We start from the raw sequence: 15849 nt of genomic DNA, 5'->3' as shown, positions 1-15849 counted from the left end.
ATCATAGAGTGCGTACCTCAAGAAAACATTATTTCTTTTGAGGTGCGCACTTTTTATATGAAAAATAACTGTACTTCTCACTAAATGGAAAATAAAGCGGTTTGCACCGAAGTGGATACCATCAAAATGCACGAAAGAAATATATGTATTTCCTACACTATGTATATACAAAAACTTTTTGGATATAGATATAATTTATTTACAGAACATTTAAAAAGTTATTCAAGGAGGTAGCAAAATGGCAATTCAAACAATTGGTATTGTCGGTGCAGGATCTATGGGTTCTGGCATTGCAAATTTAGCTGCATTACATGGATTTACAGTTATTTTACATGATATTGAAGAGCGTTATTTAGATAGTGCAATGCAACGTATGAATGGTTTTATGACGAAAAGTGTTACGAGAGGAAAGATGACGGAAAAAGATAAAGAAAAGGCACTTGACCGAATTCGACTCACTACAACTTTAGAAGATATGAAGAATGCGGATGTAGTTATTGAGGCCGTGTTAGAGAAGTTAGATTTGAAGAGGGAAGTGTTTGCAGCTCTTGATCGAATCGTTCCTGAAGGGGTTATATTGGCGACAAATACATCCTCTATGTCAATAACAGAGATTGCGTCAGCAACGAATCGTCCAGAACGTGTGGCAGGTATGCATTTCTTTAACCCTGCACAACTTATGAAACTTGTAGAAGTTGTTCGTGGCTATAAAACGAGTGATGAAACAGTTGAAGAATTGAAAGCGTTATCTAAAAAACTTTCGAAAGAACCAGTTGAAGTAAAGAAAGATTCACCTGGATTTATTGTAAATCGAATTATGATTCCGCAATTTATTGAAGCAATTAAATTGCTTGAAGATGGGGTTGCCTCTGCAGAAGATATTGATAAGGCTGTTACACTTGGCCTCAATTATCCGATGGGTCCATTTGCACTACAAGATTTTGCAGGTGTAGATATTGGGTATCATGTGATGGAGTACTTCAAAGAAGAATTAAATAATGATCAATACGCGCCGCCGCTTCTTTTAAAACAACTAGTTAGAGCAGGTAGACACGGTAAAAAATCAGGTGCAGGTTTTTATGATTATGAATAAAGAATGGGGGATTAAGTTATGAATTATGAGTTTTTAATTTGTGAAATTGAAAATAAAGTTGCGATCGTTACGATTAATCGACCACCTGTAAATCCACTAAATACACAAGTGTTTCATGAACTTTCCAGTCTATTTGGCGAATTAGAGGCGAATGAAGAAGTACGAGTAATTGTTCTTACAGGGAGCGGAAGGAAAGCTTTTGTCGCTGGCGCTGATATTAATGAAATGGCAGCACTTGACCTTGTCGGTGTAAACAAAATGAATAAAACTTCACGAACAGTATTTAGCAAAATTGAAAATATGTCAAAACCAGTTATTGCTGCGATAAATGGATTAGCTCTTGGTGGTGGTTTTGAACTTGCACTCGCATGTGACTTACGCATTTGTTCGGATCAAGCAAAATTCGCCTTTCCAGAAGTAGGACTCGGAATTATTCCTGGAGGCGGGGGGACACAGCGTCTTCAAAAGATTGTCGGCCAAGGTGTAGTGAAAGAATTACTTTACTTCGGAGATATGTTTGATGCAGAGCGTGCTTTCGATTTACATATTGTTAACAAAGTAGTACCTGCGGAAGAGTTATTTGAGTTTGCAAAGGAATGGGCATATAAATTGGCAAAAAAACCACCAGTAGCACTTCAAATGTTAAAAACGGCAGTAAATGTAGGAAGTAATGCTGATCTTGAAACAGGCTTAATCATTGAAAGTACCTGTTTTGGAAATGCTTTCGCAACAGAGGATCGTAAAGAGGGATTACAAGCATTCGTTGAAAAAAGAAAACCAGTTTATTTAGGGAAATAATGAGGTGAAAAGGATATGAAAGAAATTGTTTTATTAGAGGGAGCGAGGACTCCGTTTGCTGAAATTTCGGGATCATTTCGGGGGATGAATGCAACAGAATTAGGGGCAATTGCCACTAAGGAAGCCATACGAAAAGCTTCAATATCTGCTGAAGATATTGATCAAGTTGTATTTGGTAACGTTCAGCAATCTAGTAAAGACGCACATTTATTGGCGAGGCATGTTGGTTTAAAAGCCGGAGCGCCTATTCATGTCCCTGCTTTGACGATCAATCGACTTTGCGGAACGGGTGTTGAATCTATTTTAACGGCTGCTCGTTATATATTAAGCGGAGAAGCAGAAGTTGCACTTGCCGGTGGAACGGAGAATATGAGCCAAGTGCCACACGTAATACCCGGAATGAGATGGGGAAGCCCACTCGGTGGTCCAGCTATAGAAGATTGGTTATGGGATGGCCTTTATGATACGTACGGCAAATGTACGATGGGAGAAACAGCAGAAAACTTGGCTGCAAAATATAACTTAACGAGAGAAGAAGTAGATCAGCATGCACTTTCTAGTCATGAGCGCGCTCTTTTGGCAAGAGAGAAAGGGTATTTAAAAGAAGAAATTGTTCCTGTAACGGTGAAAGGAAGAAAAGGAGAACAGGTAATTGAAGAAGATGAGCATATCCGTCATACGAGTTTAGAAAAATTAGCAAAGTTAAAGCCACGCTTTGTGGAGAATGGTGTAGTGACTCCTGGAAGTGCAAGCGGCATGGTGGATGGTGCAGCAGCAGTTGTTTTAGCATCTAGTGACTTTGCAAAGGATAGAGGATTACAACCGATTGCTAAGCTCGTTTCTTGGGCTGTTGTTGGAGTGGAACCGAAGTATATGGGAATCGGACCGGTTCCAGCTATTCAAAGTGCATTAGAAAAAGCGAATTTAACTTTAGAAGACTTAGATTTGATTGAAATTAATGAAGCATTCTCTGCGCAGTACTTAGCTTGTCAAAAAGAATTAGGATTCGACCTTGATAAGGCAAATGTAAATGGTGGGGCAATTGCGATAGGCCATCCACTTGCTGCGAGTGGAACGAGAATTTCTCTATCCTTAATTTATGAATTAAGAAGAAGAAATAAAAAATATGGAGTATCGGCTGTTTGTATTGGCGGAGGTCAAGGAATTGCAGCGATTTGGGAAGCGTTGTACTAGAGAAAAAACCAGGAAGAGTCCTTCCTGGTTTTAGCTACATCGTTTCTCATGTTATCAGTATGTGATGAGAGATTCGGGCTAGTTGGTAAGAAGATAGAAAGTGAGTGAGACAATGAAAAAGGATAAAAACTTATTATCGGTGTATGAGCTGTTAGAAACGGTTACTGCAACTTACGGTGAAAAAGAAGCAATATATGATGTAACGAGGCGAATTACATACAAACAATTGAAACAGGAAGTAGATTGTTTAGCTATGGCATTTAAGAGACTAGGAGTAGGTAAAGCAGACCGTATCGCCGTATCGCTACCAAATTGGTCCGAAACAGTAGTTATCTATTTTGCAGCTGCGAAATTAGGAGCGATAATCGTTCCATTTAACCCTAAATATAAATCATATGAAATTGAATATATATTGGAAAGTTCAGCTCCAAAGCTATTAATAGCTTCAGGGGAATTTGAAAAGAATTTTGGATTTGAAAAAGTTTTTAACAAGGTACGAAAGGTTATTACAGTACGGTTTTCGCAAGAAAATTACTGTTCATATGAGCAGTTAATGCGTACGGAAACAATGAATATTGAACCAGTAAATATAAATGTGAATGAAGATTTGTTTTGTATATTATATACGTCAGGGACGACGGGAACTCCAAAAGGTGTAATGGTTACACACCGTGCTGTTGTACAATCTGCGCAAACGATAGGAATAGAGCTGCATTGTACACAAGAGGATGTATTTATTATTTCAGCACCACTATTTCATATTTTCGGTATGGCAATTAATATGCTTTGCGCAGTAGCGATGGGAGGAAGGATCGTATTACAAGAAAAATTCCACCCGCGAGAAACTTTACAATTAATTGAACAAGAAAAGGTAACTATCCAAAAAGGTGTACCAACTATGTTTATAAAGGAACTAGAGTTAGAGGACTTTGATAAATATGATTTATCTTCATTACGTGCCGGGTTAGTTGGTGCAGCACCTATATCAGTAAAAACAGTGACGGAGATTCGAGAACGGATGGGCATTAACCTTTGCCAATCATTTGGGATAACTGAAACGGTTTCGATTACGATGACCTCGTATGATGATACAAAGCAGAATATAACAGAAACTCTCGGGAAGGCAATCCCAGGAGTAACATTAAAAATTGTAGATGAAAATAGAGTAGCGCTCCCGCCTGGGGAAGTGGGAGAAATCGCAGTTAAGGGATTTGGAGTAATGAAAGGTTATTATAATATGCCTGAACAGACAAAGCAGGTTTTAGATAATGAAGATTGGTATTATTCAGGAGATTTAGGCACACTTGATTCTCAAGGATATTTAAGATTTGTAGGAAGAAAGAAAGAGATGATTATAAGGGGTGGACTTAACGTTTATCCTCAAGAAATTGAAGCAGTCATTATGAAACATCCAAAAGTAATAGAAGCAGCAGTTGTAGGTCTTCCAGATAAAGTACTGGGAGAAGTCGCATGTGCGGTCATACGGTTAAAAAATGGAGAAGTAAGTTCCGAAGAAGAAATAAAACTTTATCTTAAAGAGAAAATGGCAATTTATAAACTACCGGAGAAAGTAATCTTTACAGAGGAATTTCCTGTCACAGCAAGTGGGAAAATTCAAAAGTTGAAATTGAGAGAACAAGTATCTTCAAATAGTAGTCCTACAGTTTAATAGATAGGAGTCGAAGGCGTAATGGAAGAGTATACTTTTCAAGTAAGGTGGGGAGATACTGATGCTGCGGGCATTGTGTATTATCCTAACTTTTATAAATGGATGGACGAAGCGACCCATGAATATTTTAAAAAAATTGGTTTTCCTTCAGTCGAACTTTACGAAGAACAACAAATTGGATTGCCTTTACTAGAAGCAAAATGCCAATTTAAGTCACCTCTTCGTTTTGAAGACCAAGTAGTTGTGAAAAGTACTGTCAACGAATTGCGTAATAAAGTTTTTACAATTCAACATGTTTTTGTAAAAGGGGAACAGATTGTGGCAGAAGGTTATGAAACTCGTGCCTGGACTTCTTTCAAAGAAAAAGCAAAAGCGTATCCAATACCTGAGGATATTCGGAAGAAGATGATGCCAGAGATAAAAACTGTAGGAAGTTAAAGAAGAACAAGTAAGGATATCATAATGGGAAATTGTTAGTGAAGGGGAGATAGTGATGGGAAAAGAAAAAAAATATAATGCCATTGTTGTTGGTGCGGGCCCAGTAGGACTTGTAGCAGGACTTTCATTACAAAAGAAGGGCATATCAACATTAGTAATAGAGGGAGATTCATTCGGAAGACCACGTCCAGGAAGTAGAGCAATTTATTTGCACAGTGCTTCGTTAAAGCTACTGGAGGAGACTGCAGAAGGTCTTGGTTTTACACTTGCTCATAACGGAATTATTTGGCCAGTAAAACGAACGTTTTATAAAGGAAAAGAAGTATATGTACGAGATTATGGTAAGGATGAAAACCTTAAGTCAAACCGCTTGCCTCATTTCACAGCTCTTCATCAAGATGAGATCGAAAGGCATATGTATGAGGCGTGTATAAAAGCCGGCGTGGAATTCCTTTGGGATGCCCCAGTTAAGAAGTTGCACATTACAGACTTTGAAGTAGAAGTAACAATCACAAATGACGAAATCATAAAGGCGCAGTATGTAATTGGATGTGATGGAGCACGTTCAATTGTAAGAGAGCAAGCGGGATTAACGTTTGAAGGTCCACGTACAGCAGATACTTTTATCGTCGTAGATGCAAAAGAAGATGAAACAAATCCACTTCCTTTAGAAAGAATATTCCATTATCAACATCCAGCTATGGAGGGAAGAAATGTAATGTTTGTTCCGTTTAAAGGTGGATGGCGTGTAGATTTACAATTGCTTGAGTCAGATAACCCAGATGATTATACAAATATTGAAAGTGTTAAGAAATGGTTGCCGAAAGTAATGGATGCGAAATATGCGGAGAGGATTACATGGGTGTCTTCTTATCGTTTCCATCAAGTAGTGGCAAATTCATTTACTGATGCAAAACGTCGTATCCTTCTTGCTGGAGAAGCTGCGCATTTGTTTGCCCCATTTGGTGCACGTGGATTAAATTCTGGAATTCCAGATGCTGTTCTTGCTGCGCGAGGTATTGAGAAGGCGCTACAATCTAACTCTGAAGAAGAGCGGATAAACGCGGTTGAAGCAGCTGCAAACGAACGCCGAATTGCAGCTAAATGGAACCGAGATGCTTCAACTACTGCACTTCATCACCTTCAGGGGAACTCTCCTGAAATGAACATGAAACGTGATATTGCAGCATCAATGGTATCAATTGTTCCAAGGCTTGGAAGGTGGCTCGATGAGGGACCGTACGGACCGAAATTTGGACCTCCTGAACTGACAACGAAATATTAAAAGTTAGATCGGTAATATGAACAATATGAAAGGAGCGATAAGAAATGGCTTTGTCTCAATTCATGAATGAAGAAAAGTATGGTTCACATGCACATTCTACAAATGGAATGATTGAACGGTTAATGACGATGAACTGGTATTGCAACATTGGACAGCAAAATGTAGAGGCTGAGAAGAAAATTGATCAATTTATGAGTTGTCTAAACATTAGTGAATATGAAATCAAATGGATTTCAAGAAAACAATTAAATGAAAAAATTGAGCGGATTTCATTTGAAGATAACGATTTATGGGGGGCACTAGCAGCAGTGCCTGATCAATTGAAAGAAAAAATTGAGCGCGCTGGTAACGAAAAACTTCTTGTAGATGTAGTAGATAAAGTACCAGAAGCAATCTTTCATGGTGTTTATAAAGAAGCGTTCGAAATTTTTGGAGAGGAAAAAACAGTGAAATTTCTCGTCGGGCATGCGATGTACGTAAGTGTTCTTGCATGTGCTGCTGAATTAGCTGAAGAAAAGAATGTGTGTCTCCCAATTATAGAGTTAATAGAAATGGGACATGTGCCACTTGGACCAGAAGGAAATACTTTTTATCTTTTATAACAAAGAGTAGGGCCGGAAAGTCATACATTATTATCATTTTCGATTATTTGAGAAGGTAGAATTTCACTTGTTTTATAGGAAAGGATGAGTAATATGAAACTTGTTACTTTTACACATAATGGAGATACAAGAATTGCTGCTTTAGAAAATGGGAAATTGATTGATTTGCATGCTGCTTTTAAAGCGAAATTAATAAGTGAAGGAAATCTTCGGGCTGCTCAAATTGCAGAGGCGTATATACCAAAGGATATGAATGGATTTTTACAAGGCGGAACAGAAAGTATGAATCTAGCAAAAGATACGATCGCTTATGCACTTATGAAAAAACATGAAGATAAGTTGGTATTTGAGGAAGGCGAAGTAAAAATAGAAGCTCCAGTACCTGCGCCAGGAAAAATTATATGTGTAGGTCACAATTATCGTGAACATATTTTGGAAATGAAACGCGAATTACCTGCATTTCCGGTCATCTTTGCGAAGTTTGCGAATACGGTAGTCGGTCCAGAAGATGATATTCCGTATTATCCCATTTCAGAACAACTAGATTACGAAGCTGAATTTGCTTTCGTAATCGGAAAGCGTGCCCGGAATATTTCAGAAGAAGACGCCCTTCATTATGTAGCAGGTTACACAATTGTGAATGATATTACTTACCGTGATATTCAGCGTCGTACAATTCAATGGCTTCAAGGAAAAACAGTTGAAGGTAGCGCTCCAATGGGTCCTTGGTTACTTACTTCAGATGAATTAACGAATCCATCTGGACTAAACATTGTCTTAACAGTGAATGGAGAAAAACGTCAACAGTCTAATACTGCTAATCTAGTATTCTCGGTACAATATCTCGTTTCATTCTTATCCGGTTTAATGACATTAGAGCCAGGGGATGTCATATTAACTGGGACACCGGGTGGGGTAGGTGTTGCCCGTAATCCACAAGTATTTCTTAAAGATGGAGACATCGTTCGAATTGAAATTGATCGAGTAGGCGTACTTGAAAATAGAGTAAGACAAACAGTAGAGGTGCCAGTACTATGACGAAAAACGTGCAAATCTATGCGGTCGAATCTATTTATGACTCAATCAATAAGGTAAAAACGATTGTTAAGTCGTTACCAGAGGAAATAATTCGTTGGAAACCTTCAAAAGATGAATGGTCAGTAATGCAAATTATTACACATGTAGCAGAAGCAATTCCGTATTGGGCAAAGGAAATAAGCAATATTAAATTAAGTAATGAAAACTTATGGGGCCGCGGCTTAACAGATGAAGTGCGCCTGCAAGCAGTTTCAGAAGAGAATATAAATAGGAAAACAGTAGAAGAAGTCATAGAGCAGCTTTCTTCTATACCAATCACGATAGAAAATGTACTTCATACATTAACTGACGAAGAGTTACATATACAAGCTCCAAGTCGCAATCCTCGTTTCGAAAACAAACCGATTAACTTTATTGTGAATCACCTCATCGTAGAACATACAGAAAAGCATTATAAACAAATCGAGCGGAATGTATCGAAGTATAACCAGGATAAAGGAGGAAAATAAAATGGCAGAAAAAAATACTTTTTATGAAAGTGATTTGGTACAAGATTTCAATCGTGATATCGAACAATACCATCTAGGCCCGCTATGGAACGCTATTCCAGATTTAATGAAGCATACACCAGAACCTCATGCACAAGCATACCTTTGGAAAGCGGAATTACTCCATAAAAAGTTAACAGAAGCGACGCAAATATTTACACCAGATCGTGGTGGAGAACGCCGGGCCATCTATTTACAAAATCCAGGACTTAATTATAGAAAACCTTGGGGATGGGCATCGACTACCCAAACGTTATATGCTGCGGTTCAATTAATACAACCTGGAGAAACCGCTCCGTCACATCGGCATGTTCAAAATGCGTTACGTTTCGTCATGGAAGGAGAAGGGGCTTACTCAATTGTGCAAGGAGAGCGTATTTTCATGGAACGAGGAGACTTCTTAACAACTCCAAATGGACTGTGGCATGGACATGGCCACACAGGTGACAAACCGATGATTTGGATGGATTGCCTTGATATACCGACTATTTATTATCTCGGTGGTACGTTCTTTGAGCCGTATCCAGAGAAAATTGAACAGCCAAATGTGCCGGATAATTATACTGCTCAGCGTTATGAAGGTGGAATGGTTCGACCGGTTTCGGACCGATATACAAAGAAAGCCCCTCTTAGTTCCTACAAATGGGCAGGAACGGAAGCAGCGCTTAACGGATTAAGCCGTTTTGAGCCAGATGCTTACGATGGTTATGCGGTTGAATATATAAATCCATCAAACGGTGAGACAGCATGTCCAACGATTGCAGCTTGGATGCAAAAATTGCCGAAGGGATTCAGAGGAAAAGCACATCGCCATACACATGCATCAATCTACCATGTGCATGAAGGGGCAGGATATACAATTATTAATGGTGTTCGCTTCGATTGGTCTAAAGGAGACTTCTTTGTTGTACCAAACTGGGCATGGCACGAACACGTTGCGTTTGAAACTAGTTATGTATTTTCCACAAATGACCTTCCGATTTTAGAAAAATTCGGGTTAGAGCGGAAACAGGAATATGAGAGCAATAATGGATTTCAAACAATTACAGGAGAGTTTGAACCAGCTTTACCTTAAGTTTGTATATAAAAAGGCGCCCTCTAGTAAGGAAAAGTATCATACTAGAGGGCGCTTATTAGTTGTTTGGATTAATAAGCCTTCAACACATGAAGCAAATAATCCTTTCGATTCAGCGGATTAAAGTCAACACGTTTTCGAGTAGGGAAGGGAGCCATAAGCTTTGTGAAACCAGCTGGCTTCGTTGTAAATATGCCTTCTCCTTCTGTAAATGAATGTAGTATTCGTTTGAAACTCTCTGTTTTCGCAACAGGTAATGATCCTGTTAACTGATAAGCATTGTTATTGAATATAGGCTCTGCAAAAGTTGCTGGAACGGCAGCGAGTTTATACATTGCAGTACTAATTGCGTACTCCGGTACAGTTAATTCAAACTCATTTACTGGTTCATATACATATGTTTCAGCTTGCTTTAAAGCATCCATTAATACGATCGGTGTCAAATTTCTAAAGTCACTCGCTGTTGTAACAGGACTAGCATAACCAGTATGTGTTAACGTGACGATAATATCTGTAACTTCCCATCCATATAATCCTTGTTTTAACGTTTGAAATACCGTATCCTCAATCGCTTTATGGAATGCTAAAGGTAGTGAGCCGAGCTCAACACCTAATTTATATGTTATGCCACAATTAAGTTCACCACGTTCAACTTTGAATCCGACTGTTGCGTAAAATGTATTCGCTTTTTCACCCATGACTTCAACGGAATTTCCAATGTCAATTGGCTTTTCAATACATACAACTCGCGTATTTGAGAAAGTAACCTGTAAGTTATATTTCTCATAAAGTATTGTTTCGATAACCTCTTTTTGTACTTCACCGAAAAGGCGAATATAAAGTTCATTATGAACATCATCTTTCCACACTTTAATAAGTGGATCTTCTTCACATAGTTCCATAAGTGCAGCGTATAAATCATGAATTCTCTCTTTAGGTACAGCATCAATGGCAGCTTCCATTTGCGGTTCGGCAAAGTGAATATCCTTTATATAATCTGTCCGTTCACCGATAATATCACCAATTTTAATATCACTCAGTCCCCATACTTTACAAAATTCACCGCTAGGAACGGTAGAAGTTTGAACGGCATCTCCATTATGAAATAGGCACATTTTTTTTATCTTTTCTTTGTGAGATAGAGACTGACTGCGCTGTATATCAACATATTTTCTAACGTGTAAGCTACCTGAAAAAACTCTTACATAAGCAACCTTTTCTCCAGAAGGTTCACGTTCAATTTTAAAAACAACACCGGATAATAGTTCCTCTTGTACCGATGTATGAGCTGGCATTAGGGCAGGAAGTTTTTCAAGTAGTTCAGTTACTCCTATACCTGTCATTGCTGAGCCGAAAAAGATTGGATACACATTTGCTTGCTGTATTTGCTGTTCTAGTTTTTCTCTTAATAGTGCGTCCGGTATTATTTCGTTATTTACATATGATTCAAGTAATGATTCATTAAATGGTGCTAACAGTTCCATACAATCGTCATATGATTTGTATTCAATGATCCGGGCTTCTTTCGTTCCTTCGTTTAGAACAGAGTAGAAGGGGAATGCTTCATTTGAAAGAACCTCTTTTATTTGTTTCATGACTTTTTCGGTGTTTGCGCCACTACGATCAATTTTATTAACGAATAAAATAGTCGGTATGCTTAGTTTCTGTAATGTTTGCATTAAAATTTTTGTTTGTGCTTGCACACCTTCAACGGCAGAGATAACTAAAATCGCACCGTCTAGAACGCGGAATGATCGCTCCACTTCAGCGATAAAATCAGCGTGTCCAGGTGTATCAATGACATTTACTTTTACATCATCAATAAAGAAAGAAACGACAGATGCTTTAATCGTAATTCCGCGTTGTCTTTCTAATTCCATTGAGTCAGTTTGCGTATTACCACTATCAACTCGGCCAATTTCTTTAATCACATTCGTTTCATAAAGAATACGCTCAGTCAAACTCGTCTTGCCAGCGTCTACGTGCGCGACAATCCCTATATTTATTGTTGTCATATATAAATATCCTCATTTCATTTTCCATTTTCATTTCCTCATTTCTATTTGTGTATTGCCGCATTACAATCACTCTCCAGTCATTTAAATTATTACTATTATAATGTAATTTACATTTTTTGTAACGCTACAAAGCGCCTTAATTTGGAAAAAATAGAATGAAAACAAAATGCTTGCATTCTAAATCGATATAGATTATATTAATTGACATATCAACTATTGATACATCAAACGTTTTTGATTTGGATGTAAAGGAGGGGTAATTTGACAAGTTCATGCTCAAAAGAAGCGATTATTTTATATAAATTACACTTTCTAAATAAAGAAGTAAGTTCGAAATTTGAAGGGTGTACGGGTATGAGCCAGTCTCGATTAGAACTTATACTTCAATTATTTGAAGTAGGTGAAATTAGTCAAAAAGCACTTCAACAAGAAGTGAATATTGATAATGCTGCGATAACAAGGCATTTAAAGCAGCTTGAAGCAAATGAAATGATTGTAAGACGTAAAAATCCAGATGATAACAGAATTACGTTAGTTTCTCTTACTGAAGAGGGGCGAAATAAAATTCAAGCGTTTCAAGAGGAAAAAGAACGTTTTGCAGCATCTGCCTTTAAAGGATTAAGTGAGGAAGAACGCGATAATCTTTTAAATATGTTAAATCACATTCAAGAAAATATAAAAGAATTATAAAAAAGGGAGAATACAACTATGACTAACTCAGTAAAAACAAATGATTTTAACGAAATTTTAACAGGACGCCGTTCTATTCGTAAGTACGACCCTTCAGTGAAAATTAGTAAAGAAGAAATGACTGAAATTCTTACAGAAGCAACACTTGCACCATCTTCAGTAAACATGCAACCATGGAGATTCGTAGTGATTGAAAGTGACGAAGCGAAAGCAACACTTGCGCCACTTGCGAAATTCAATCAATCTCAAGTAGAAACATCTTCAGCAATGATCGCTTTATTTGGTGATTTAAACAACTTCGATAACGCAGAAGAAATTTACGGTACAGCAGTAGAGCGTGGACTTATGCCAGCAGAAGTAAAAGAAGATCAAATGAAAAAACTTTCAGCTTACTTCTCTATGGTTACACCAGAAGTAATGAAAGATACAGTATTAATTGATGGTGGTCTTGTAGCGATGCAATTTATGCTAGCAGCTCGTGCGCACGGTTATGACACTTGTCCAATTGGTGGATTTGAAAAAGGCCAAATTGCAGAAGCTTTCGGATTAGATAAAGAACGCTACGTACCAGTAATGCTAATTTCAATCGGGAAAGCTGCTGACAGTGGTTACCAATCAGTGCGTCTTCCAATTGAAAAAGTTGCAGAGTGGAAATAATTTTATAAAAGAACTTCAATAAGTGAAAGATGAGAGGGGAAGCACCATGATTATTATTCACGCAATATTTCAAGTAGATCCAGCGAAACAACAAGCATTTTTAGAAGAAATTCAGCCACTCATTCATGGTTCAAGAGAAGAAAGTGGAAATGTATCTTATGACTTATATAAAGATTCAGAAAAAGAAAGTGTTTATACGATGGTAGAAGTATGGAAAGATGAAGCAGCAGTTGCGAGCCATAATACGAGTGAACACTTCACATCTTTCGTTAGTAAAGCAGCACAATTTTTAACTGCTCCGCTTGATATAAAAGCTTATAATGGAGAGTTAGTGAAATAATAAGTTAGAAAAAGATGACTTTAGCGAATGGCTGAGGTCATCTTTTTTTGTATAAGTGGAAGCGACTTTCGAAACAGTTATGTTGAAAGATAAGTGTTGCTTTTCTCCTTACTAACATCGATGAATTGAATGTCAAGTTCGAACATTCAGTTTATTGGAATATTTTTCCATGGTATAATTTTCTTGTGAATAAAAGGTAGAGGGGAGTAAGTGATGGGAGAATTTCAAAGTAATTTGCATAGAGCAACGCAACTTGCAACGAAAATGAGAACTGCTTCAAATAGAATGCAAAGTGCTACTAGTCGCTCTATAAATAAGGCAACGCGTACTACACTATCTGTGAACTTCAAAGCACAAGAAGCAAATCAACAAAATTTACAGATCACGAAACAATTTTGTGCTGCTTTTCAACAAACAATTGATAATATCCATTCCGTAGCAAATGAATTTGAGAAAATGGATACAGGACTTCAAAAGACTTTTCAATAATGTAACAGCCTACGTAAAGGGGAAAAGGTAGGGAGAAAAGATGGGTCAAGAAATTGAAACGAGAATCAGTCAATGTAATCAAAAATTACGAATTATATTTGAAGAACAAAATAAAAACCGAATTGCGCTGCAAAATCAAGAACGAGCTGAGGCTAGTTTTCATGAATGGAAAAATAGAAGCAATCGTTTATTTAACCGAATACTAGAAACTTGGCACGGCGAAAAAGAAGTATTTCACTTTTTTACGAATATGCGGCAAGAAATCGGACAGTATGAAAGAAAACTTACATTCGAATTAGAAAATGAAAAGGAGACGTTGCTTAAAGAAAAACGGCATCTCAGTGAGAAAGAAAACGACCTTTCCTATGAATAGCAGCAACTACAAAGGGAGGCCAATACATGAGTTTAAACATGTATTTGGGAGAAGTACAAAGTCAAACTCAAAGAATGAACGCTATATGTAATGCTACGATTCAAAGTATGGAACAAGCCATTCAATCTATTGATGCATTTGCGATAGACACAGTATTACAAGGACAAACATACAGTAGTGCAAAAGCCTACCTTGTCCAAACATTTCGGCCATTAGCGCAAGGAATCATATGCTTATGTGAAGAATTAATTCGCCAAAATGAAGCATTTCCAAATGAGTTCCAAGCGAAAGTTGCTTCGACAGATGTGATTGAACAAGAAATAAGAGAACAAATAAGGGGAATTAATCAATCGATTACAAGTATAGAAGCAATAGAAGTACTTACACCAATGCCCGGAGTAGGTGCAATTGTAACGGTATTAGGTACAATGAGAAAAAAACTGGAAGAAAAACTAGAGCATTTATATGAATTCAATCATTCATCCAGCAACAACTACAGCACCGCTCTCCAATTAGCAGCTAGCATCACAGCCGGACTCGCTGAAGTGCAAAGCGGGAAAGGATTTAGTCCTGTGAGTGGGACGTTTCATAGTGAAAAGTTAAATATGGAATGGGCAAAGCAAATTCAAATAATTATAGAAGAGAAAATACGGAAATCTGACAATGGTATTGGAAAAAGCGTAGACTTAGAGCACAATGTGTATAACGACATTGAAGGAATAAGTAGCGAAAATATATCTATCAACAATAGATTTACAAAAGAAGAGATACAAGCGACACAAAAATATCTTGAAGGAATTAAAAATGGTACAATAAAAGGGAATATAGGTGAGGATTTCCAAGTTGAAACCGATGATTATGAAATGGAGCATAACATTTTTGGCCAGCCAGTCGGTGGTAAAAGACCAGTACTCGATCCTTTTTTAATTGGTGTGGCGAAGTTTGGATTCGATTTTCTCTTTGGTGATCTTTTCACACTCTTTGACCCAGAAGCTACCTATGGTGAAAAACTCCTAGCAGTTGGGATGATGACTCCATATGGGAAAGGTGTAAAAATAGTTGATAAACTTCATGATTTAAAAAAGGTTGGAGATGTGAAGAAAGCAACGTCTGGGAGTGCGGGGGTTGCTAAGGGGATAGATAATCCTTTACTACCAGGTGAAGGGAAAGTTGGAACATATGAAGAATTAATTGATGCAGGAACACGTGGAGACAATATAACTCCTCACCATATGCCGTCTGCAAAATATATGAAAACAAAAGCAGAGGTACATAAAAATGATGGAGTAAGTATGAATATGGAGCACCCTCATCCAGGGAAAGGGGGCAGACACCGTCAAACTGAAACATACGGAATGACTGGTAAGAAATTAGATGCCTATCTTAACCTTGAACCACGTGACGCTTTAGCACGTGATATAATTGATGCAAGGAATATTTATATAAAAGAAGGACTTTACACTCCTGAGATACGTTCAGGACTATTGGAAGTAATAAAATTAAATAAAACAAAGTACCCAAATATTTTTGACAGACAATAGG

The 15849-nt window shown here is 37.6% G+C and carries 17 protein-coding genes; 16 read left to right on the top strand and 1 reads right to left on the bottom strand.

Going from position 1 to position 15849, the window contains the following annotated elements; all coding sequences use genetic code 11:
- Positions 1-238: 238 nt before the first annotated feature.
- The 10 genes from ACS2MN_RS08735 to ACS2MN_RS08690 all read left to right on the top strand — a co-directional run bounded on the left by ACS2MN_RS08735 (position 239) and on the right by ACS2MN_RS08690 (position 9740).
- Positions 239-1093 carry a 3-hydroxyacyl-CoA dehydrogenase family protein gene (locus tag ACS2MN_RS08735; RefSeq protein ID WP_346994522.1) on the top strand — a complete coding sequence of 285 codons (855 nt, stop codon included), beginning with the start codon at positions 239-241 and terminating at the stop codon, positions 1091-1093.
- Positions 1094-1111: 18 nt separating this feature from the next.
- Positions 1112-1891, top strand: a complete 780-nt coding sequence (locus ACS2MN_RS08730; protein WP_098805265.1) for an enoyl-CoA hydratase/isomerase family protein — start codon at positions 1112-1114, stop codon at positions 1889-1891.
- Positions 1892-1906: 15 nt separating this feature from the next.
- Positions 1907-3085, top strand: coding sequence for an acetyl-CoA C-acetyltransferase (locus tag ACS2MN_RS08725; protein WP_346994523.1), 1179 nt, complete (start codon positions 1907-1909; stop codon positions 3083-3085).
- Positions 3086-3197: 112 nt separating this feature from the next.
- A complete protein-coding gene (locus ACS2MN_RS08720) occupies positions 3198-4754 on the top strand; it encodes a class I adenylate-forming enzyme family protein (RefSeq protein WP_346994546.1) in 1557 nt (518 codons plus the stop codon).
- 21 nt (positions 4755-4775) lie between these two features.
- Positions 4776-5192, top strand: a complete 417-nt coding sequence (locus ACS2MN_RS08715) for an acyl-CoA thioesterase (protein WP_000393464.1) — start codon at positions 4776-4778, stop codon at positions 5190-5192.
- 55 nt (positions 5193-5247) lie between these two features.
- On the top strand, positions 5248-6477 hold the full coding sequence (locus tag ACS2MN_RS08710) for an FAD-dependent oxidoreductase (RefSeq protein WP_346994524.1): 1230 nt from the start codon (positions 5248-5250) through the stop codon (positions 6475-6477).
- 44 nt (positions 6478-6521) lie between these two features.
- Positions 6522-7079, top strand: a complete 558-nt coding sequence (locus tag ACS2MN_RS08705) for a hypothetical protein (protein WP_346994525.1) — start codon at positions 6522-6524, stop codon at positions 7077-7079.
- Positions 7080-7172: 93 nt separating this feature from the next.
- Entirely contained in the window at positions 7173-8117 is a 945-nt protein-coding gene (locus tag ACS2MN_RS08700) for a fumarylacetoacetate hydrolase family protein (RefSeq protein ID WP_098805270.1), read from the top strand.
- Positions 8114-8626 (top strand): DinB family protein, encoded by a 513-nt coding sequence (locus ACS2MN_RS08695; protein WP_098805271.1) that lies wholly within the window; start codon positions 8114-8116, stop codon positions 8624-8626. The genes ACS2MN_RS08700 and ACS2MN_RS08695 overlap by 4 nt, the downstream gene beginning before the upstream one ends.
- A gap of 1 nt (position 8627) precedes the next feature.
- On the top strand, positions 8628-9740 hold the full coding sequence (locus ACS2MN_RS08690) for a cupin domain-containing protein (protein WP_087970854.1): 1113 nt from the start codon (positions 8628-8630) through the stop codon (positions 9738-9740).
- A gap of 71 nt (positions 9741-9811) precedes the next feature.
- Here the strand turns inward: ACS2MN_RS08690 and ACS2MN_RS08685 are convergent, their stop codons facing one another.
- Complete coding sequence (locus ACS2MN_RS08685; RefSeq protein WP_346994527.1) at positions 9812-11755, bottom strand: translation factor GTPase family protein; 1944 nt, start codon at positions 11753-11755, stop codon at positions 9812-9814.
- A 264-nt stretch (positions 11756-12019) separates the two neighbouring features.
- On the opposite strand from ACS2MN_RS08685, the gene ACS2MN_RS08680 reads away from it, so the two are divergent.
- The 6 genes from ACS2MN_RS08680 (at position 12020) to ACS2MN_RS08655 (ending at position 15848) form a co-directional block, all read left to right on the top strand.
- Positions 12020-12448: a MarR family winged helix-turn-helix transcriptional regulator gene (locus ACS2MN_RS08680; protein WP_000204162.1), complete on the top strand. Its 429-nt coding sequence runs from the start codon at positions 12020-12022 to the stop codon at positions 12446-12448.
- Between the two features lie 18 nt (positions 12449-12466).
- Entirely contained in the window at positions 12467-13105 is a 639-nt protein-coding gene (locus ACS2MN_RS08675; RefSeq protein WP_103591472.1) for a nitroreductase family protein, read from the top strand.
- 46 nt (positions 13106-13151) lie between these two features.
- Positions 13152-13445, top strand: a complete 294-nt coding sequence (locus ACS2MN_RS08670; RefSeq protein ID WP_000583803.1) for a putative quinol monooxygenase — start codon at positions 13152-13154, stop codon at positions 13443-13445.
- 213 nt (positions 13446-13658) lie between these two features.
- A complete protein-coding gene (locus ACS2MN_RS08665) occupies positions 13659-13934 on the top strand; it encodes a TIGR04197 family type VII secretion effector (RefSeq protein ID WP_000503631.1) in 276 nt (91 codons plus the stop codon).
- 40 nt (positions 13935-13974) lie between these two features.
- A complete protein-coding gene (locus ACS2MN_RS08660) occupies positions 13975-14307 on the top strand; it encodes a DUF3958 family protein (protein WP_098709480.1) in 333 nt (110 codons plus the stop codon).
- A gap of 26 nt (positions 14308-14333) precedes the next feature.
- On the top strand, positions 14334-15848 hold the full coding sequence (locus ACS2MN_RS08655; protein ID WP_269755916.1) for a T7SS effector LXG polymorphic toxin: 1515 nt from the start codon (positions 14334-14336) through the stop codon (positions 15846-15848).
- Position 15849 lies beyond the last annotated feature (1 nt).

The organism is Bacillus cereus group sp. BceL062, assembly GCF_051780025.1.
GTDB classification, from domain to species: Bacteria; Bacillota; Bacilli; order Bacillales; family Bacillaceae_G; genus Bacillus_A; species Bacillus_A toyonensis.
This window is presented reverse-complemented; position numbering and strand designations above follow the sequence as displayed.

Excerpts from the sequence above, each read along its gene's own strand:
- ACS2MN_RS08710 (WP_346994524.1), top strand. The coding sequence starts at position 5,248 with ATGGGAAAAGAAAAAAAATATAATGCCATTGTTGTTGGTGCGGGCCCA.
- ACS2MN_RS08675 (WP_103591472.1), top strand. The coding sequence starts at position 12,467 with ATGACTAACTCAGTAAAAACAAATGATTTTAACGAAATTTTAACAGGA.
- ACS2MN_RS08690 (WP_087970854.1), top strand. The coding sequence starts at position 8,628 with ATGGCAGAAAAAAATACTTTTTATGAAAGTGATTTGGTACAAGATTTC.
- ACS2MN_RS08670 (WP_000583803.1), top strand. The coding sequence starts at position 13,152 with ATGATTATTATTCACGCAATATTTCAAGTAGATCCAGCGAAACAACAA.
- ACS2MN_RS08665 (WP_000503631.1), top strand. The coding sequence starts at position 13,659 with ATGGGAGAATTTCAAAGTAATTTGCATAGAGCAACGCAACTTGCAACG.
- ACS2MN_RS08685 (WP_346994527.1), bottom strand. The coding sequence starts at position 11,755 with ATGACAACAATAAATATAGGGATTGTCGCGCACGTAGACGCTGGCAAG.
- ACS2MN_RS08700 (WP_098805270.1), top strand. The coding sequence starts at position 7,173 with ATGAAACTTGTTACTTTTACACATAATGGAGATACAAGAATTGCTGCT.
- ACS2MN_RS08705 (WP_346994525.1), top strand. The coding sequence starts at position 6,522 with ATGGCTTTGTCTCAATTCATGAATGAAGAAAAGTATGGTTCACATGCA.
- ACS2MN_RS08730 (WP_098805265.1), top strand. The coding sequence starts at position 1,112 with ATGAATTATGAGTTTTTAATTTGTGAAATTGAAAATAAAGTTGCGATC.
- ACS2MN_RS08725 (WP_346994523.1), top strand. The coding sequence starts at position 1,907 with ATGAAAGAAATTGTTTTATTAGAGGGAGCGAGGACTCCGTTTGCTGAA.
- ACS2MN_RS08720 (WP_346994546.1), top strand. The coding sequence starts at position 3,198 with ATGAAAAAGGATAAAAACTTATTATCGGTGTATGAGCTGTTAGAAACG.
- ACS2MN_RS08735 (WP_346994522.1), top strand. The coding sequence starts at position 239 with ATGGCAATTCAAACAATTGGTATTGTCGGTGCAGGATCTATGGGTTCT.
- ACS2MN_RS08715 (WP_000393464.1), top strand. The coding sequence starts at position 4,776 with ATGGAAGAGTATACTTTTCAAGTAAGGTGGGGAGATACTGATGCTGCG.
- ACS2MN_RS08655 (WP_269755916.1), top strand. The coding sequence starts at position 14,334 with ATGAGTTTAAACATGTATTTGGGAGAAGTACAAAGTCAAACTCAAAGA.
- ACS2MN_RS08695 (WP_098805271.1), top strand. The coding sequence starts at position 8,114 with ATGACGAAAAACGTGCAAATCTATGCGGTCGAATCTATTTATGACTCA.
- ACS2MN_RS08660 (WP_098709480.1), top strand. The coding sequence starts at position 13,975 with ATGGGTCAAGAAATTGAAACGAGAATCAGTCAATGTAATCAAAAATTA.